We start from the raw sequence: 17,668 nt of genomic DNA, 5'->3' as shown, positions 1-17,668 counted from the left end.
GCGCTATACCTGTGGGAGCGGGTTTACCCGCGAAGAGGTCGGCACAGGCTGACACCGGTCAGCGCAACATGCTCCGCGCCTCGATCAGTTCACCCACTTCAAGCTCGGTGCCGTACGGCAGGCCCAGGTGGCGGTATGCCGGTAGTGCTGCCAGCGGCCGGTGGCGCCCGCGCTGGCTGATGCAGCGGGCGATCTGCACGATGTCGATGTAGTCGATCTTGTCAGTCTGCCGGTCCAGGTCCTGCACCTGGCTCGGCAGGTTGACCAGTTGCTCCGGAAACTCCCAGGCCTTGAGGATCTTGTCGCCCAGCACCGGCTGGATCTGCTCGATCACATAATGCAGGCACACCGGGTCGGACAGCAGTTCGTTGTGCTCTTCGGCATAGATCAGCACCGGCAGTGCGCCAATCTGGTTGACCAGCCCGCCGAGGGTGGCCTGGTCGGGCTTGAGCTGTGTAAAGCGGCGGCAGATTTCGTAGCTGATGCCCGCCACATCCAGGCTGTTGGCCCAGATATCACGTAACTTCTGCTCCACCGCCGGCGCCCGGGCGTGGAAAATCTGCTCTATCACCAGGCCAATGGCCAGGTTGCAGCTGTAGTTGATGCCCAGCCGCGTGATGGCGGTGTGCAGGTCGGTGACCTCGACCGCCGCGCGCAGCAGTGGGCTGTTGACGACCTTGATCAGGCGCGCTGAAAGGGCCGCATCGCGACCGATCACCTTGCTCAGGGCCGCTACACTGATCTCGCTGTCTTCCGCCGCCTCGCGGATGCTCAAGGCAACCTCGGGCAGGGTCGGCAGGACCAGGTCATCCTTTTCGATGGCATCGAGCAACTGTGCTTGAACCATCTCGGCCAGCTTGTTCATGGGCGTGTCTACCGCAGTGGTGGTGCGGCCCCGCCACGTAGGCGGGGCAGGCTGGTCAACGCTGGATTTCCCGGTCGCGGTCCAGTTCGTAGGGCAGGGTCAGCACCTGCAGGCGTGGGCCTTCCAGGCTGCCCAGGTGCAGGTTGTCGTCTTCCACCGCTTCGGCGCTGAGCACGGCGAGCAGTTCGCAGCCTGTGCCGTTGCTGGCAGCAATGACCACTTCACCAACCGACGAACCATGGGTGGGCGAGAAGATCTCGGCACCCGGGGCCGGAATGGCCTGCTGGTCCAGTGCCAGGCGGTACTGGCGGCGCTTGAGCTTGCCCAGGTACTGCATGCGGGCAACGATTTCCTGACCGGTATAGCAGCCTTTCTTGAAGCTGACGCCGTCGACGGCCTGCAGGTTGATCATCTGCGGGATGAACAGCTCGCGGGTCGGCCCCATTACCTGGCCGATCCCGGCGCGAATCTGCCCCAGCAGCCAGTTGTCGAGGCTACCTTCAGGCAGTGCGCCGGCCAGCGCCTGGCGAACGCTGTCGGCTTTGTCTGCCGGTGCCCACAGCTCCACGCGGCCAGCGGACACGGCAATGGCGATCAACCCGTCGTGGCGCATGGTGCTGCCAGCTGCCGCAGGCACATCGAGCCCCAGGGCCTGCAGCGCCGCATCGCCGCCTTGCAGGCCGAAGCGTGCCCAGGCAGCGCTTTCATCGGTCAGCGTCGCCTTGGAGAACACGGCGTACTTCTTGAGGTCGGCCAGCTGGGCGTCGAGCAGCTCGCTGGCCATGGCCAGCAGGTAGCCGTTGCCTTCGGGCAGGATGCGGAAACTCGACTGCATGCGCCCCTTGACCATGCAGCGGGCGCCGAGGCTGGCGTGTTCCGGGCTGAGGTAGTTGATGTTGCAGGTCAGCTGGCCTTGCAGGAACTTGCCTGCATCGGAGCCGCGGACGGCGAGTATGCCCTCGTGGGACAGGGGGCAGAAGAAAGCGGAATCGGCCATGGGTCATCGCGGTGGCTAAAGACTGGCGGCCATCATAGAACGCCGGTAACAAAATAGGTAGGTGACTAGACCAACGCCCGGTGTCGCTTCGCTCGCCTGGCTGTATACTGGCGGGCCATTCGAGGAGGGCCCCATGGTCGAACAAACTGAACTCAACCGGCTTTTCTGGCACAGCCGCCGCGGCATGCTGGAACTGGACGTACTGTTGGTGCCTTTCACCCAGGAAGTCTACCCCACGCTCAACGAAACCGACCGCGAACTCTACGTGCGTCTGTTGAGCTGCGAGGATCAGGACATGTTCGGCTGGTTCATGGAGCGCACCGAGTCCGAAGACCCGGAGCTGCAGCGCATGGTTCGCATCATCCTGGACCGTGTCCAGCCCAAGTGAGTGCTTCGAGTGCCGCTGGCAAGGCTCGCGCCTGCTGCTGGCGGCCTACCTGGGGTGCCAGGTACTGGCGTGGTTTGCCGTATGGGCGAGCCCGCTGACCGGGTGGTCGGCCCTTGCTGTTGTCGCCGCCTGTATTGCCCACGCTGGCTGGGCCATTCCCCGACGTATTCTGCTGACGCATGAGCATGCCGTTGTTGGCCTGCGCCGTGATGTGCGCGGCTGGCAGGTGTTCAGCCGTGCCCGTGGCTGGCAGCCGGTGCGCTTGTGCCGGGACAGCGTGGCGTTGCCGGCGCTGGTGGTATTGCGCTTTGTGCGGGCGGGGCGCTGGTTGGGGGAGAGCCAATGCGTGCCACGGGATGCGCTGGGGGCTGATGAGCACAGGCGCTTGCGGGTGCGGTTGAAATTCAGCCGGCGCAGGTGGGCAGGGGTGAGCCGGGTATAAAACCATACCGAGTTGGCTTCTTCGCGGGCTTGCCCGCTCCCACAGGTACTGCGCAAGCCTGCAAGGCAGTGGGAATCCTGTGGGAGCGGGCGGGCCCGCGAAGGCCGCGACGCCGATTTCAGATCGGGCTGAGAATGGTGTCCTTGGCCTCGTCCAGCATCCCCGGGTAATCCAGGGTGTAATGCAGTCCGCGGCTTTCCTTGCGCTGCATGGCCGACAGGATCATCAACTCGGCCACCTGCGCCAGGTTGCGCAATTCGATCAGGTCGCGGCTGACCTTGTAGTTGCTGTAGAACTCGTCGATTTCGTCCAGCAGCAGGCGAATGCGGTGCTGCGCTCGCTGCAGGCGCTTGCTGGTGCGCACGATGCCGACGTAGTCCCACATGAAGCGCCGCAGTTCGTCCCAGTTGTGCGCAATGATCACGTCCTCGTCCGAGTCGGTGACCTGGCTGGCGTCCCAGCCGGGCAGGGCCTTGGGCATGACCACTTCATCCAGGTGCGCCTGGATGTCGGCCGCGGCGGCACGGCCATAGACGAAGCATTCCAGCAGCGAATTGCTGGCCATGCGGTTGGCACCGTGCAGGCCGGTGAAGCTGGTTTCACCTATGGCATACAGGCCCGGCACGTCGGTATGGCCGCGGTCGTCGACCATCACTCCGCCGCAGGTGTAGTGCGCCGCAGGTACTACCGGGATCGGCTGACGGGTGATGTCGATGCCGAAGGCCAGGCAGCGCTCGTACACGGTGGGGAAGTGGCTCTTGATGAAGTCGGCCGGCTTGTGGGTGATGTCCAGGTACACGCAGTCCACACCCAGGCGCTTCATCTCGTGGTCGATGGCGCGGGCCACGATGTCGCGCGGGGCCAGTTCTTCGCGGGGGTCGAAGCGTGGCATGAAACGCTCGCCATTGGGCAGGCGCAGCAGGGCACCTTCGCCGCGCAGGGCTTCGGTGACCAGGAAACTCTTGGCCTGCGGGTGGTACAGGCAAGTCGGGTGGAACTGGTTGAACTCCAGGTTCGCCACCCGGCAACCGGCCCGCCAGGCCATGGCGATGCCGTCGCCGCAAGCACCATCGGGGTTGCTGGTATACAGGTAGACCTTGGCCGCGCCGCCAGTGGCCAGCACGGTGAAGCGCGCACCGAAGGTGTCCACCTCGCCGGTGTTGCGGTCGAGCACATAGGCACCCAGGCAGCGCTCGCCGGGCAGGCCGAGGCGACGTTCGGTAATCAGGTCGACTGCCACGCGCTGCTCCAGCAGCTGGATGTTCGGGCGTTTGCGGGCCTGCTCCAGCAGCGTGGTGAAGATGGCTGCGCCGGTGGCGTCGGCGGCATGGATGATGCGCCGGTGGCTATGGCCGCCTTCGCGGGTCAGGTGGAACTCGAAGCCACCGTCGTCGACGCTGTAATGCTCGTCGCGGGTAAAGGGCACGCCTTGCTCGATCAGCCACTCGATGGCTTCGCGGCTGTGCTCGACGGTAAAGCGCACAGCTTCTTCATGGCACAGGCCGCCGCCGGCATTGAGGGTGTCCTCGACATGCGACTGCACGGTATCGGTATTGTCCAGCACTGCCGCGACACCGCCCTGGGCCCAGAAGGTCGAGCCGTTGGCCAGGTCGCCCTTGCTGAGCACGGCGACTCGCAGGTGGCTGGGGAGGTTCAGTGCCAGGCTGAGACCGGCGGCACCGCTGCCGATCACCAGGACATCATGTTGGAATTGTTGGCTCATGTCGGGACACTAGTATTCTTTGGAAGGGGCGCGGCACAATAGTCACGCGCCGATGGCATTGTGAAACTATCGTTAAAGCTGGCCGGGTTGCCTTTATAGCAGCCCCTGGTGGCCAATTTCCATGCCACTTGCCTGGTCGCGACAACCTTTGTGGGAACTTTCCGACATGGCCGGAAATCCTATGAAGGCTGCCCACGCGCCACAACTTGCCGCGGCGACGCAGGGCGGCAGGCCTGTCCGGGCTGTCCCTGCGTACTCGAAACCTGATTATCGACGTAGCCGGCCGTGACCGTGCCGCGTCTTCCGTGCAACCCGACCAAGGGCTGCAGGAAACTTGCTTGGAGGGGAGAACTTTTGCGCAAAGCCCGAGTCTATGGTTGCAAGCCTGAACGATGGCTGTTGCAACGCTCCTTCGAGTTCACTGAGGAGTGTTCATGCTAACCCAGGAAGAGGATCAGCAGCTTGTCGAGCGCGTTCAGCGCGGTGACAGGCGAGCTTTCGATCTGTTGGTGCTGAAGTATCAGCACAAGATTCTCGGGTTGATCGTGCGGTTCGTTCACGATACCCACGAGGCCCAGGATGTAGCACAGGAAGCCTTCATCAAGGCCTACCGTGCGCTTGGCAACTTCCGCGGAGACAGTGCGTTCTATACGTGGCTGTACCGCATCGCCATCAACACGGCGAAGAACTACCTGGTGTCCCGTGGAAGACGGCCGCCAGACAGTGATGTGAGCTCCGAGGATGCGGAGTTTTACGACGGCGATCATGGTCTCAAGGATCTCGAGTCCCCAGAACGCTCGTTGTTGCGGGATGAAATCGAAGGCACTGTCCATCGCACCATCCAGCAACTGCCTGAAGACCTGCGCACGGCACTGACCCTGCGCGAGTTCGACGGGCTGAGTTACGAAGACATTGCCAGTGTCATGCAATGTCCGGTGGGTACCGTGCGCTCTCGAATCTTCCGCGCTCGGGAGGCCATAGACAAAGCCCTGCAACCTTTGCTGCAGGAAACCTGAGACAGCGGCGACAGCCAAGAGAGGAACCGCCATGAGTCGTGAAGCTTTGCAGGAATCGCTGTCCGCGGTGATGGATAACGAAGCGGACGAGCTTGAACTGCGTCGTGTGTTGAACGCCGTAGACGATGCTGAAACCCGTGCCACCTGGTCGCGTTACCAGGTTGCCCGCGCAGCCATGCACAAGGAGCTGCTGCTGCCCAACCTGGATATCGCCTCGGCGGTGTCTGCAGCGCTGGCTGACGAAGCCGTGCCGGCCAAGGCCAAGAAAGGGCCATGGCGCAGCATTGGCCGCCTGGCGGTAGCTGCCTCGGTCACCGTAGCGGTGCTGGCCGGTGTGCGCATGTACAACCAGGACGAGATCACTGGCGCCGAGCTTGCTGCCCAGCAACCTGCCCAGCAAGGCCTGACTGTGCCACAAGCACAAGGCCCGGCCGTTTTGGCAGGCTATAGTGAGAGCAGTGAGCAACCGACCGGGCCGATGGCCAACGGCGTGCTGCAGAACCAGGCCGGCTGGGACCAGCGTCTGCCAGGTTACCTGCGCCAGCATGCCCAGGAATCTGCGCTCAAGGGCACTGAAACCGCATTGCCGTATGCCCGCGCCGCCAGCCTGGAAAACCGTTAAGTAAGGAGGATCATGCGCGCGCTACCTCTCCTGTCGCTGCTGATTGGCAGCTGCATGACGGTGCCAGCATTGGCGGCCAATTCCTCGCCCGAGGCGAGCGAGTGGCTGAGCAAGCTGGCACAGGCCGAGCAAAAGCAGAGCTACCAAGGCTCTTTTGTCTACGAACGCAACGGCAGCTTCTCTTCCCACGAGATCTGGCACAGGGTCGACGACGGCAAGGTCAGCGAGCGGCTGTTGCAGCTCGATGGCGCCGCCCAGGAGATCGTGCGCGTGGATGGCAAGGTAGAGTGCGTCAGCGGGGTCTTGGTCAGTGGTGTGACGACGCCCCCGGACGCCGCGCAGCGTGTGCTTGATCCGCTGAAACTGATGGGCTGGTATGACTTGAGCGTGGCGGGCAAGTCACGGGTCGCCGGGCGCGATGCCGTGATCGTGACGCTCACCCCGCGCGACCAGCACCGTTATGCCTTCGAATTGCACCTGGACCGTGCTACCGGCCTGCCGCTGCGCTCGTTGATGGTCAACGACAAGGGGCAGTTGCTGGAGCGCTTCCAGATGATCCGTCTCGATACCAAAGCACCCAGCGACGACGACCTGCGCGCCAGCGCTGCGTGCAAGCCGGTGCAGCATGTGGCCGCTGCCGCCAATGACACGGTCGCCGGCTGGCGTTCGGACTGGCTGCCGCCTGGTTTCGAACTGGTCAACAGCTCGGTACGCCGCGACCCCAAGAATGACAGCACGGTCAGCAGCCTGATGTACGACGATGGCCTGGCGCGCTTCTCGGTGTTCCTCGAGCTGGTAAAGGATGAGGGCGGGACCGACATGCGCACCCAGCTTGGCCCGACTTCGGCGGTCTCGCGTCGGCTGAACACGCCCAAGGGCAAGGTGATGGTCACTGTGGTCGGCGAGATTCCGCTGGGTACCGCAGAGCGTGTGGCGCTGTCGATGCGCCCCCAGGATGGCCAGGCGCGCCAGTGATGGCGCGCATTTGCGGGCCTGGCGTGCGGGCCATGCCAAGGCGTGCGGACATGCCTCTGAAATGAAATTAAAGCATTGTCATTTGCAATCCATCGGCAAATTTTCTATAGGTCAGGCTTCTTGGAGCCTGGCCTTTCCTGCTTTGTGCAGGGGCCTTTCTAAACTACCGCTCGTTGTGACGGGAGCCGTATGTCAATACCACGCTTGAAATCCTACCTATCGATGTTCGCCGCCGTGCTGATGCTCGGCCAGGTGCTCAGCGCCCAGGCCGAGGAAGCCCTGCCGGACTTCACTACCCTGGTCGAGCAGGCCTCGCCAGCCGTGGTCAACATCAGTACCAAGCAGAAGCTGCCGGACCGCCGCATGGCCGCCGGGCAGATGCCCGACCTGGAAGGCCTGCCTCCGATGTTCCGCGAGTTCTTCGAGCGCAACATGCCGCAGCAGCCGCGTTCGCCGCGTGGCGACCGCCAGCGCGAGGCCCAGTCGCTGGGTTCGGGCTTCATCATTTCCAGCGATGGCTACGTGCTGACCAACAACCACGTGGTAGCCGATGCCGACGAGATCATCGTCCGCCTATCGGACCGCAGCGAGCTGCAGGCCAAGCTGGTCGGCACCGATCCGCGCACCGACGTGGCCCTGCTCAAGGTCGAGGGCAAGAACCTGCCGACCGTCAAGCTGGGTGATTCCGAGAAGCTCAAAGTGGGCGAGTGGGTACTGGCCATCGGTTCGCCGTTCGGCTTCGACCATTCGGTGACCAAAGGTATCGTCAGCGCCAAGGGCCGTACCCTGCCCAACGACACCTACGTACCGTTCATCCAGACGGACGTTGCCATCAACCCGGGCAACTCCGGTGGCCCGCTGTTCAACATGAACGGCGAAGTGGTGGGTATCAACTCGCAGATCTTCACCCGTTCCGGCGGTTTCATGGGCCTGTCGTTCGCCATCCCGATCGATGTGGCGATCGATGTCTCCAACCAGCTGAAGAAAGACGGCAAGGTCAGCCGCGGCTGGCTGGGCGTGGTGATCCAGGAGGTCAACAAGGACCTGGCTGAGTCGTTCGGCCTGGACAAGCCGGCCGGTGCCCTGGTGGCCCAGGTGCTGGAAAACGGCCCGGCAGCCAAGGGCGGCCTGCAGGTGGGTGACGTGATCCTGAGCATGAACGGCCAGCCGATCGTCATGTCGGCCGACCTGCCGCACCTGGTCGGCAGCCTCAAGGACGGCGAAAAGGCCAAGCTGGAGATCATCCGCAACGGCAAGCGCCAGAACCTCGACATCAGCGTTGGCGCACTGCCGGACGACGATGCCGACATCGGTACCGGCGCCGAAGGCAGCGCCGAGCGCAGCAGCAACCGCCTGGGCGTCTCGGTGGCCGACCTGACCGCCGAGCAGAAGAAAGCCCTGGAGCTCAAGGGTGGCGTGGTCATCAAGGAAGTCCAGGATGGCCCGGCCGCGATGATCGGCCTGCGCCCGGGTGACGTGATCAGCCACCTGAACAACCAGGCCATCGGTTCGGCCAAGGAATTCACCGAAATCGCCAAGGAACTGCCGAAGAACCGTTCGGTGTCGATGCGCGTGCTGCGTCAGGGCCGTGCCAGCTTCATTACCTTCAAGCTGGCTGAATAAGCGGCTTGGCAAGGAGAAAAGGGCAGCTTCGGCTGCCCTTTTTCATGAAAGTTCACAATTGCAGGGGCGAATGCTGTGTACAGCCCGATAGAGGAATCTCCCATATCCCGGCAGCTTAAGGTACAATTCCCGGCTATTTTTCGGCGGGCGTCCGGCTCGCAGCCTTTTCGAGTGTTGACCCGTGAGTGATTTGAGTCATATCCGCAATTTCTCCATCATCGCCCACATCGACCATGGCAAGTCGACGCTGGCCGACCGTTTCATCCAGATGTGCGGTGGCCTGTCGGCACGCGAGATGGAAGCCCAGGTGCTCGATTCCATGGACCTGGAGCGTGAGCGCGGTATCACCATCAAGGCCCACAGCGTCACGCTCAACTACAAGGCGCAGGACGGCAAGGTCTACCAGCTGAACTTCATCGATACCCCCGGCCACGTCGACTTCACCTACGAAGTCTCGCGTTCGCTGGCGGCCTGTGAAGGCGCGCTGCTGGTGGTGGATGCCGGCCAGGGCGTCGAGGCCCAGTCCGTAGCCAACTGCTACACCGCCATCGAGCAGGGCCTTGAGGTCATGCCGGTACTGAACAAGATGGACCTGCCGCAGGCCGATCCGGATCGCGTCAAGGACGAGATCGAGAAGATCATCGGCATCGACGCCACCGACGCCGTGGCCTGCAGTGCCAAGAGCGGCATGGGCGTGGACGAGGTGCTCGAGCGCCTGGTGCAGACCATCCCCGCGCCGGAAGGCGATATCGAGGCGCCGCTGCAGGCACTGATCATCGACTCCTGGTTCGACAACTACCTGGGCGTGGTCTCGCTGGTGCGCGTGCGCCACGGCCGCGTCAAGAAAGGCGACAAGATCCTGGTCAAGTCCACCGGCAAGGTGCACCTGGTCGACAGCGTGGGCGTGTTCACCCCGAAACACACCCAGACCGCCGACCTGAAGGCTGGCGAAGTGGGCTTCATCATTGCCAGCATCAAGGACATCCACGGTGCCCCGGTCGGTGACACCCTGACCCTGTCCTCGACCCCTGAGGTCGAAGTGCTACCAGGCTTCAAGAAGATCCAGCCGCAGGTCTACGCCGGCCTGTTCCCGGTCAGTTCCGACGACTTCGAGGACTTCCGCGATGCGCTGCAGAAGCTGACCCTGAACGACTCGTCGCTGCAGTACATGCCGGAAAGCTCCGACGCCCTGGGCTTCGGCTTCCGTTGCGGCTTCCTCGGCATGCTGCACATGGAGATCATCCAGGAACGCCTGGAGCGCGAATACGACCTGGACCTGATCACCACGGCGCCAAGCGTGATCTACGAGCTGGAACTGAAAACCGGCGAGACCATCACCGTCGACAACCCGTCGAAGCTGCCAGACGTCTCGGCGGTCGCCGATTTCCGCGAGCCGATCGTCACTGCCACCATCCTGGTACCGCAGGAACACCTGGGCAACGTCATCACCCTGTGCATCGAGAAGCGTGGCGTGCAGCGCGACATGCAGTTCCTCGGCAGCCAGGTGCAGGTGCGCTACGACCTGCCGATGAACGAAGTGGTGCTGGACTTCTTCGACCGCCTCAAGTCCACCAGCCGCGGCTATGCTTCGCTGGACTATCATTTCGATCGCTACCAGTCGGCCAACCTGGTCAAGCTGGATGTACTGATCAACGGCGACAAGGTCGATGCCCTGGCATTGATCGTGCACCGCGACAACGCGGCCTACAAAGGCCGTGCGTTGACCGAGAAGATGAAGGAGCTGATCCCTCGGCAGATGTTCGACGTAGCGATCCAGGCAGCTATCGGCGGCCAGATCATCGCGCGGACAACCGTCAAGGCGCTCAGAAAGAACGTACTGGCCAAGTGCTACGGTGGTGACGTCAGCCGTAAGAAGAAACTGCTGGAGAAGCAGAAGGCCGGTAAGAAACGCATGAAACAGGTGGGTAACGTGGAGATTCCACAGGAAGCCTTCCTCGCCGTGCTCAGGTTGGATAGCTAGGTCCTATGTCGCTAAATTTCCCGCTGTTGCTAGTCATCGCCGTCTTCGTCTGCGGCCTGCTGGGCTTGATCGACCTGCTGTTCCTGGCTCCGCGCCGGCGTGCGGCAATCGCCAACTACCAGGGCAGCGTCAGCCAGCCCGAGATGGCGGTGGTCGAGCGCCTGGGCAAGGAACCGTTGCTGGTCGAGTACGGCAAGTCGTTCTTCCCGGTGCTGTTCATCGTGCTGGTGCTGCGTTCGTTCCTGGTCGAGCCGTTCCAGATCCCTTCGGGGTCGATGAAGCCGACCCTGGAAGTGGGCGACTTCATCCTGGTGAACAAGTTCTCGTACGGCATTCGCCTGCCGGTGATCGACAAGAAGGTCATCGAGGTGGGTGACCCGCAACGCGGTGATGTGATGGTGTTCCGCTACCCGAGCGACCCGAACGTCAACTACATCAAGCGTGTGGTAGGCCTGCCGGGTGACCAGGTGCGCTACACCAGCGACAAGCGGTTGTTCGTCAACGGCCAGCCGATTGCCGAACAACTGGTGGGCACCGAGCCGGGCACCCTGGGCAGCGCCGAGCTGTACAAGGAAAAGCTCGGCGAGGCCGAACACCTGATCCGCAAGGAAATGAGCCGTTACCGCATGCCGCCGGACCAGCAATGGACCGTGCCGGCAGGCCATTACTTCATGATGGGCGACAACCGCGACAACTCCAACGACAGCCGTTACTGGGATGACCCGAACATCCCGAAGGAACTGCACGGCATGGTTCCGGACCGGAACATCGTCGGCAAGGCCTTCGCGGTGTGGATGAGCTGGCCAGAGCCCAAGCTCAGCCACCTGCCCAACCTGTCGCGGGTCGGTCTGATCCATTGATACCCATCGGCGCTGGCCAGCAGGCAGCGCCGAATGCATTTCTGACATAGGCTGTGTTCTCAGGGATCGGGAGATTCGCCGCACATCGCGGCGGGCCACAGCCAAACAGTCTTTCAGGATGTTGATTTGAACAACGCGTTGAACAACGAACGGGTGGCTGCATGAGTGCTCCCCTTGCCCGTCTGGAGCGAAAGCTCGGTTATACCTTCAAGAACCAGGATCAGATGCTCCTGGCACTGACCCATCGCAGTTACGCCGGGCGCAACAATGAGCGCCTGGAGTTTCTCGGTGACGCCATTCTCAACTTCGTCGCCGGCGAAGCGCTGTTCGAGCGCTTCCCGCAGGCCCGCGAAGGCCAGCTGTCGCGCCTGCGCGCGCGCCTGGTCAAGGGTGAGACCCTGGCCCGCCTGGCCCGTGGTTTCGACCTGGGCGATCACCTGCGCCTGGGTTCGGGTGAGCTCAAGAGCGGTGGCTTCCGCCGCGAGTCGATCCTGGCCGACGCCCTGGAGGCGCTGATTGGCGCCATCTACCTGGACGCCGACATGGAAACGGCCCGGGAGCGCGTGCTGGCCTGGCTGGCCGATGAGTTCGAAGGCCTTACCCTGGTCGATACCAACAAGGACCCGAAAACCCGCCTGCAGGAGTTCCTGCAGTCGCGCAGCTGCGAGCTGCCGCGTTACGAAGTGGTGGACATCCAGGGCGAACCGCACTGCCGGACCTTCTTCGTCGAATGCGAAGTGGTGCTGCTGAACAACAAGAGCCGTGGCCAGGGCGTTAGCCGGCGTATCGCCGAGCAAGTCGCTGCCGCGTCTGCACTGATCGCCCTGGGCGTGGAGAATGGCAATGACTGATAGCAACCCGACCCGCTGCGGCTACGTAGCCATTGTCGGCCGCCCGAACGTGGGCAAGTCGACCCTGCTCAACCACATCCTCGGCCAGAAGCTGGCGATCACCTCGCGCAAGCCGCAGACCACCCGCCACAACATGCTCGGCATCAAGACCGAGGGTGAAGTGCAGGCGATCTACGTCGATACCCCCGGTATGCACAAGGCCAACGACAAGGCCTTGAACCGCTACATGAACCGCAACGCCTCGGCGGCCCTGAAGGACGTCGACGTGGTGATCTTCGTGGTCGACCGCACCAAATGGACCGACGAGGACCAACTGGTGCTGGAGCGCGTGCAGTACGTGACGGGCCCACTGATCATCGCGGTCAACAAGACCGACCGCATGGAAGAGAAGGCCGAACTGATCCCGCACCTGCAATGGCTGCAGGAGCAGTTGCCGAACGCCGAAGTGATGCCTATTTCCGCGCAACAGGGGCACAACCTGCAGGCGCTGGAAGCACAGATCGCCAAGCACCTGCCCGAGAACGAGCACTTCTTCCCCGAAGACCAGATCACCGACCGCAGCAGCCGCTTCCTGGCCGCCGAACTGGTGCGCGAGAAGATCATGCGCCAGCTGGGTGCGGAATTGCCGTACCAGATCACCGTGGAAATTGAAGAATTCAAGCAGCAGGGTCATGTGCTGCACATCCATGCGCTGATCCTGGTCGAGCGCGACGGCCAGAAAAAGATCATCATTGGCGACAAGGGCGAGCGCATCAAGCGCATCGGCTCCGAGGCGCGCAAGGACATGGAGGTGCTGTTCGACTCCAAGGTCATGCTCAACCTGTGGGTCAAGGTGAAAGGCGGCTGGTCCGACGACGAGCGCGCCCTGCGCTCGCTGGGCTACGGCGACCTCTAAGCCTCGCAAGGCCCTCCTTTGTGGGAGCGGCCTTGCGTCGCGATAGGGCTGCGAAGCAGCCCCAGAATCTATGCAATAGCCGAGATCTTGGGGCCGCTGCGCGCCCCTTTCGCGACACAAGGCCGCTCCCACAGGGATTTGCATCAAACTTGGGCTAAGTGATCTTCCATGGAACTACCTGTCGGCCAGCCAGCCTATGTGCTGCACAGCCGTGCCTACAAGGAAACCAGCGCGCTGGTGGACTTCTTCACCCCGCAGGGCCGCATGCGCGCCGTGCTGCGCCGTGCGCGTGGCAAGGGTGGTAGCCTGGTGCGGCCGTTCGTGCCGCTGGAGCTGGAACTGCGCGGGCGTGGCGAGCTGAAGAATGTCGGGCGCATGGACAGTGCCGGCATCGCCGCCTGGCTGCATGGCGATGCCCTGTTCAGCGGGTTGTACCTCAACGAACTGCTCATGCGCCTGCTGCCAGCCGAAGCGCCTTTCCCGGCGCTGTTCGAGCACTACACCCTGACCTTGCAAGCCTTGGCCGCCGGTCGCCCGCTGGAGCCGCTGCTGCGGTCCTTCGAATGGCGGCTGCTGGACGAGCTCGGTTACGCGTTTTCGTTGCACCACGACGTCAATGACCAGGCGATCGCGGTCGATGGCTTGTACCGCTTGCGTGTGGATGCCGGCCTGGAGCGGGTCGAGCTGGTGCAACCCGGGCTGTTCCGCGGCACCGAACTGCTGGCCCTGGCCGAAGCCGACTGGGATGCCCCAGGTGCCTTGCTCGCTGCCAAGCGCCTGATGCGCCAGGCACTGGCGGTTCACCTAGGGGCAAAACCACTGGTCAGCCGGGAACTGTTTCGCAAGCGCTGATCACGACGTATGCTGTGGGGCTCAATCTTCAGGAGAGCCTTTCGTGACTCACAGCAACCGCATGCTTCTCGGCGTAAACATCGACCACGTGGCGACCCTGCGCCAGGCCCGGGGCACGCGTTACCCTGATCCGGTCAAGGCTGCCCTGGATGCCGAGGAAGCAGGCGCCGATGGCATCACCGTGCACCTGCGTGAAGACCGCCGGCACATCCAGGAGCGTGACGTGGTGCTGCTCAAGGACGTGCTGCAGACCCGCATGAACTTTGAGATGGGCGTCACCGAAGAGATGATGGCCTTTGCCGAGAAGATCCGCCCGGCGCACATCTGCCTGGTACCCGAAACCCGTCAGGAGTTGACCACCGAAGGCGGCCTTGACGTGGCGGGCCAGGAAGCACGGATCAAGGCTGCGGTTGAGCGCCTGTCGCGTACCGGTGCCGAAGTGTCGCTGTTCATCGATGCCGACGAGCGGCAGATCGAGGCTTCGCGTCGCGTTGGCGCGCCTGCCATCGAACTGCACACCGGGCGTTACGCCGATGCCGAAACCCCGACCGAAGTGGCCGAGGAACTCAAGCGTATCGTCGATGGCGTGGCGTTTGGCGTGGGGCAGGGGCTGATCGTCAACGCCGGCCACGGGCTGCATTACCACAACGTCGAGGCGGTGGCGGCAATCAAAGGCATCAATGAGCTGAACATCGGCCATGCGTTGGTAGCGCATGCGCTGTTCGTCGGCTTCAAGGCTGCAGTGGCCGAGATGAAGGCGCTGATCGTGGCGGCTTCGCGCTAATCGTTGGTCGCCTGTACCGGCCTCTTCGCGGGTAAACCCGCTCCCACAGGTACTCCACAGGCCTTGAGGCTTGTGCGATCCCTGTGGGAGCGGGTTTACCCGCGAAGAGGCCGGCACAAGCGATGTATTACTCGGCTGGAAACACCAAGGTAAACCGGGTAGGCCCCAAGGGGCTGCTGCTGACCTCGACCCGCCCACCATGCAACTGCATGATCGATTTCACGATCGCCAGCCCCAACCCGGTCCCTCCCTCCAGCCGCGAGCGCCCCGAGCCCACCCGATAAAACCGCTCGAACAAGCGCGACTGGTGTTCTTCAGCAATACCAGGCCCCTGGTTTTCCACCGAAAGCCGAACTTCGCTGCCCACGCGCTCGATACGCAGTTCCACAGGCTTGTCATCGGGGCAGTGCCGAATGGCATTGCTCAACAGGTTCGACAGTGCCCGCTGAAACATCAGCCGATCACCCTGCGCCGTCCCCCAGCCTTGCACACGCAACTCAACCCCTTTCAGCTCGGCACTGAACGCAAACAGCTCGGCAACCCGCGCCGTCTCGTCGGCCAATGCCATGGGCTTGAGCGCGACCTGGGCCTGGGGTTGGCTGACTTGGGCGAGAAACAGCATGTCATTGATGATGCGGTTGAGCCGGGTCAGTTCTTCGATGCTGTCTTCCAGCACTTCCCGGTAATTCGCGTTGTCCCGTTCGCGGGCCAGCGTCACTTGCGCCTTGCCCATCAGGTTGCTCAACGGTGTGCGCAGTTCATGGGCCAGATCATCGGAGAACTGCGACAGCTGGCTGACGCCCTGGTCGAGGCGGTCGAGCATCACGTTGATGCTACTGGCCAGCTCTGCCAGTTCCAGCGGCAGGCCGGTAGCGGGAAGACGATGTTGCAGGTCCTGGGCCGACACCCGCCCGGCAATGCGCCGGAAGTGCCGCAGTGGCTTCAGGCCGCGCTGCATCAGCCACCAGGCACCGGCCCCGATCAGCAGCAGCAGCAACGGCAGCGCGAGCAAGGTGGAGTGCAGGTAGGCCTGCAGCAGGGCGTTGTCGTCGGCGCGGTTGAGCGACATCATCACCTTGACCGGGGTGTCGTCGCGCAGGCGCATCAGCCGGGTCACGGTGAGTATCTGGTTGCCATTGCTGTCGCGCCACGCATGAAAGGCCAGACGGGCATCGGTGCGCAGATCGCCTACCTGCGATTCCAGCGCTGGCCCCAGGCTGAGCAGGTGCGGATGGCGGCCTTCGAGGGCCAGCACGCTGAGGCTGAGGTTGTCGTGCCCCATCACCAGGTCGAGCAAGGGATGAGCGCGGCTGCCCAGGTCTTCGCTACGCAGGTCGACCCGCAGGTTGTGCTCGACCTGCAGCATCTTGCGCGCCAGGTCCTTGCGTGCGCGGCTGTCCAGTTCGTGATCGAGGGCGAACACGGCCAGGCAGGCCAGCAGCAGCACCAGTGCAGCGCCCATCAGCGTCACGCTCAAGCCCAGGCGCAGTGACAGGCTGGCGTTTTTCAAAAGCGTGCCTCGAGCACGTAGCCGACGCCGCGCAGGGTATGGATCAGTTTGTTGTCGAACGGGTCGTCGATCTTTGCCCGCAGGCGCCGGATCGAAACCTCGACCACATTGGTGTCGCAGTCGAAGTTCATGTCCCACACCAGCGAGATGATCTGGGTGCGCGACAGCACCTCGCCGGTCTGGCGCATCAGCAGGTGCAGCAGGGCGAATTCCTTGGCGGTCAGGTCTATACGCTGGCCGGCGCGGTAGGCGCGGTGGCGGCCGGGGTCCAGCTCCAGATCGGCGACGCGCAGGGTGCTGGGCTGCAGTTGCTGGTCGTTGCGGCGCAGCAGGCTGCGGATACGGGCCAGCAGTTCCGGGAACTCGAAAGGTTTGAGCAGGTAATCGTCGGCCCCCAGGTCCAGGCCCTTGACCCGGTCGGCCAGGCGGCCGTGGGCGGTAAGCATCATGATGCGCGTGGCCGATTCGGCGCGCAGCCGCTGCAGCACGGTCCAGCCATCGAGTTCGGGCAGGTTGACGTCGAGGATGACCAGGTCGTAGGGCTGCTGGCGGGCCAGGTGCAGGCCATCGGTGCCGGTGTGGGCGCAGTCGACCACGTAGCCGTTCTCGCGCAGGCCCTGCTGCAGGTAGTCGGCGGTACGCAGTTCGTCCTCGATGATCAGTAGACGCATGGGTGGGCTCGGTGTGATGAAAGGGGGCGATTCTCGACCCTGTAGTGGCATCAGGGTCAAGGCGTGGGATGTTACGGCATGAGTAAGGACGCGCGACGCAGATAACGGATTTGTAATCCTGGTGTTATCTGGCTGTCTTTTCGGGCCCTATCGCCGGCAAGCCAGCTCCCACAGGTACTGCACAGTTTTCAAGACTTGTGGTGATCCTGTGGGAGCTGGCTTGCCGGCGATAGGGCCCGAACAGGCAAAACAGGGCCACATTGCAAGACTGTAATCCCCGCCTCACGTTGCCGTTAGCTAGCCCTCGCTAGGATGGCCCTGTCTGATCGGTTATCACGAGGCAACCACGATGAACCTGACCAAATATCTGCTGTTGGCCACCGTTGCCCTGGGCAGCGCCAGTGTTTACGCCGAGGGCGGTGCGGAACGTTCAAAACAATTCTGGCAAGCGTTCCGCGAAGACCAGCAGCGCCTGCACGGCGACAAGCAACAGGCCGTTGCCGAGCGTGAGCGCAAGGCGCAGGAGAAGGCCCGCGAGTTGGCCAAGGATTGAGTGACAGCACCTGCGCCGTGACAGCTCCTCGGCGCAGGTGTATTCAGGCGCCCATCCGGG

The 17,668-nt window shown here is 63.2% G+C and carries 18 protein-coding genes; 13 read left to right on the top strand and 5 right to left on the bottom strand.

Annotated elements, in window-relative coordinates; translation table 11 throughout:
• Positions 1–58 precede the first annotated feature (58 nt).
• Positions 59–865 carry an HDOD domain-containing protein gene (locus ABX298_RS05015; protein ID WP_015271603.1) on the bottom strand — a complete coding sequence of 269 codons (807 nt, stop codon included), beginning with the start codon at positions 863–865 and terminating at the stop codon, positions 59–61.
• Positions 866–920: 55 nt separating this feature from the next.
• Positions 921–1,862: a folate-binding protein YgfZ gene (locus ABX298_RS05010; protein ID WP_367394146.1), complete on the bottom strand. Its 942-nt coding sequence runs from the start codon at positions 1,860–1,862 to the stop codon at positions 921–923.
• Between the two features lie 133 nt (positions 1,863–1,995).
• Here ABX298_RS05010 and ABX298_RS05005 point away from each other — a divergent pair, with 133 nt between their 5' ends.
• Both ABX298_RS05005 and ABX298_RS05000 read left to right on the top strand, forming a co-directional pair.
• Positions 1,996–2,250, top strand: a complete 255-nt coding sequence (locus ABX298_RS05005; protein WP_003252043.1) for a succinate dehydrogenase assembly factor 2 — start codon at positions 1,996–1,998, stop codon at positions 2,248–2,250.
• Positions 2,234–2,692 (top strand): protein YgfX, encoded by a 459-nt coding sequence (locus ABX298_RS05000; protein ID WP_075046175.1) that lies wholly within the window; start codon positions 2,234–2,236, stop codon positions 2,690–2,692. The genes ABX298_RS05005 and ABX298_RS05000 overlap by 17 nt, the downstream gene beginning before the upstream one ends.
• Positions 2,693–2,810: 118 nt before the next feature.
• Here ABX298_RS05000 and nadB read toward each other — a convergent pair whose 3' ends face one another.
• Positions 2,811–4,415, bottom strand: a complete 1,605-nt coding sequence (nadB, locus tag ABX298_RS04995; RefSeq protein ID WP_075046174.1) for an L-aspartate oxidase — start codon at positions 4,413–4,415, stop codon at positions 2,811–2,813.
• A gap of 434 nt (positions 4,416–4,849) precedes the next feature.
• Here nadB and rpoE point away from each other — a divergent pair, with 434 nt between their 5' ends.
• The 10 genes from rpoE to pdxJ all read left to right on the top strand — a co-directional run bounded on the left by rpoE (position 4,850) and on the right by pdxJ (position 14,874).
• Positions 4,850–5,431 (top strand): RNA polymerase sigma factor RpoE, encoded by a 582-nt coding sequence (gene rpoE / locus ABX298_RS04990; protein ID WP_003252049.1) that lies wholly within the window; start codon positions 4,850–4,852, stop codon positions 5,429–5,431.
• Between the two features lie 31 nt (positions 5,432–5,462).
• Positions 5,463–6,053, top strand: a complete 591-nt coding sequence (locus ABX298_RS04985; protein WP_075046173.1) for a sigma-E factor negative regulatory protein — start codon at positions 5,463–5,465, stop codon at positions 6,051–6,053.
• Between the two features lie 12 nt (positions 6,054–6,065).
• Positions 6,066–7,028: a MucB/RseB C-terminal domain-containing protein gene (locus ABX298_RS04980; RefSeq protein WP_075046172.1), complete on the top strand. Its 963-nt coding sequence runs from the start codon at positions 6,066–6,068 to the stop codon at positions 7,026–7,028.
• A gap of 189 nt (positions 7,029–7,217) precedes the next feature.
• Entirely contained in the window at positions 7,218–8,651 is a 1,434-nt protein-coding gene (locus ABX298_RS04975) for a DegQ family serine endoprotease (RefSeq protein ID WP_025340426.1), read from the top strand.
• A gap of 181 nt (positions 8,652–8,832) precedes the next feature.
• Positions 8,833–10,632, top strand: a complete 1,800-nt coding sequence (gene lepA, locus ABX298_RS04970) for a translation elongation factor 4 (protein ID WP_025340425.1) — start codon at positions 8,833–8,835, stop codon at positions 10,630–10,632.
• 5 nt (positions 10,633–10,637) lie between these two features.
• Positions 10,638–11,492 carry a signal peptidase I gene (gene lepB / locus ABX298_RS04965; protein ID WP_003258486.1) on the top strand — a complete coding sequence of 285 codons (855 nt, stop codon included), beginning with the start codon at positions 10,638–10,640 and terminating at the stop codon, positions 11,490–11,492.
• 161 nt (positions 11,493–11,653) lie between these two features.
• On the top strand, positions 11,654–12,343 hold the full coding sequence (rnc, locus tag ABX298_RS04960; protein WP_003258487.1) for a ribonuclease III: 690 nt from the start codon (positions 11,654–11,656) through the stop codon (positions 12,341–12,343).
• Positions 12,336–13,238, top strand: a complete 903-nt coding sequence (gene era, locus ABX298_RS04955) for a GTPase Era (RefSeq protein WP_367394145.1) — start codon at positions 12,336–12,338, stop codon at positions 13,236–13,238. The genes rnc and era overlap by 8 nt, the downstream gene beginning before the upstream one ends.
• Before the next feature lie 168 nt (positions 13,239–13,406).
• Positions 13,407–14,090 carry a DNA repair protein RecO gene (gene recO, locus ABX298_RS04950; protein WP_286100486.1) on the top strand — a complete coding sequence of 228 codons (684 nt, stop codon included), beginning with the start codon at positions 13,407–13,409 and terminating at the stop codon, positions 14,088–14,090.
• Positions 14,091–14,133: 43 nt separating this feature from the next.
• The gene (pdxJ, locus tag ABX298_RS04945; protein WP_015271593.1) at positions 14,134–14,874 is read left to right on the top strand and encodes a pyridoxine 5'-phosphate synthase; all 741 of its coding nucleotides are present in this window, start codon (positions 14,134–14,136) and stop codon (positions 14,872–14,874) included.
• A 127-nt stretch (positions 14,875–15,001) separates the two neighbouring features.
• Here the strand turns inward: pdxJ and ABX298_RS04940 are convergent, their stop codons facing one another.
• Positions 15,002–16,384: a heavy metal sensor histidine kinase gene (locus ABX298_RS04940; protein ID WP_075046171.1), complete on the bottom strand. Its 1,383-nt coding sequence runs from the start codon at positions 16,382–16,384 to the stop codon at positions 15,002–15,004.
• A complete protein-coding gene (locus tag ABX298_RS04935) occupies positions 16,381–17,055 on the bottom strand; it encodes a heavy metal response regulator transcription factor (RefSeq protein ID WP_003258489.1) in 675 nt (224 codons plus the stop codon). The genes ABX298_RS04940 and ABX298_RS04935 overlap by 4 nt, the downstream gene beginning before the upstream one ends.
• A gap of 349 nt (positions 17,056–17,404) precedes the next feature.
• On the opposite strand from ABX298_RS04935, the gene ABX298_RS04930 reads away from it, so the two are divergent.
• Positions 17,405–17,608, top strand: coding sequence for a hypothetical protein (locus ABX298_RS04930; protein WP_075046170.1), 204 nt, complete (start codon positions 17,405–17,407; stop codon positions 17,606–17,608).
• Positions 17,609–17,668: the final 60 nt, after the last annotated feature.

Source organism: Pseudomonas sp. X4, assembly GCF_040784925.1.
Lineage (GTDB): Bacteria > Pseudomonadota > Gammaproteobacteria > Pseudomonadales > Pseudomonadaceae > Aquipseudomonas > Aquipseudomonas putida_Z.
The sequence above is the reverse complement of the archived record's forward strand: the minus strand, read 5'-3'. Positions and strand labels throughout refer to the sequence as shown.

What these genes read in the sequence shown, in the direction of transcription:
- ABX298_RS05015 (WP_015271603.1), bottom strand. Translation starts at nt 865, where the DNA reads ATGAACAAGCTGGCCGAGATGGTTCAAGCACAGTTGCTCGATGCCATC.
- ABX298_RS05010 (WP_367394146.1), bottom strand. Translation starts at nt 1,862, where the DNA reads ATGGCCGATTCCGCTTTCTTCTGCCCCCTGTCCCACGAGGGCATACTC.
- ABX298_RS05005 (WP_003252043.1), top strand. Translation starts at nt 1,996, where the DNA reads ATGGTCGAACAAACTGAACTCAACCGGCTTTTCTGGCACAGCCGCCGC.
- nadB (WP_075046174.1), bottom strand. Translation starts at nt 4,415, where the DNA reads ATGAGCCAACAATTCCAACATGATGTCCTGGTGATCGGCAGCGGTGCC.
- rpoE (WP_003252049.1), top strand. Translation starts at nt 4,850, where the DNA reads ATGCTAACCCAGGAAGAGGATCAGCAGCTTGTCGAGCGCGTTCAGCGC.
- ABX298_RS04985 (WP_075046173.1), top strand. Translation starts at nt 5,463, where the DNA reads ATGAGTCGTGAAGCTTTGCAGGAATCGCTGTCCGCGGTGATGGATAAC.
- ABX298_RS04980 (WP_075046172.1), top strand. Translation starts at nt 6,066, where the DNA reads ATGCGCGCGCTACCTCTCCTGTCGCTGCTGATTGGCAGCTGCATGACG.
- ABX298_RS04975 (WP_025340426.1), top strand. Translation starts at nt 7,218, where the DNA reads ATGTCAATACCACGCTTGAAATCCTACCTATCGATGTTCGCCGCCGTG.
- lepB (WP_003258486.1), top strand. Translation starts at nt 10,638, where the DNA reads ATGTCGCTAAATTTCCCGCTGTTGCTAGTCATCGCCGTCTTCGTCTGC.
- rnc (WP_003258487.1), top strand. Translation starts at nt 11,654, where the DNA reads ATGAGTGCTCCCCTTGCCCGTCTGGAGCGAAAGCTCGGTTATACCTTC.
- era (WP_367394145.1), top strand. Translation starts at nt 12,336, where the DNA reads ATGACTGATAGCAACCCGACCCGCTGCGGCTACGTAGCCATTGTCGGC.
- recO (WP_286100486.1), top strand. Translation starts at nt 13,407, where the DNA reads ATGGAACTACCTGTCGGCCAGCCAGCCTATGTGCTGCACAGCCGTGCC.
- ABX298_RS04935 (WP_003258489.1), bottom strand. Translation starts at nt 17,055, where the DNA reads ATGCGTCTACTGATCATCGAGGACGAACTGCGTACCGCCGACTACCTG.
- ABX298_RS04930 (WP_075046170.1), top strand. Translation starts at nt 17,405, where the DNA reads ATGAACCTGACCAAATATCTGCTGTTGGCCACCGTTGCCCTGGGCAGC.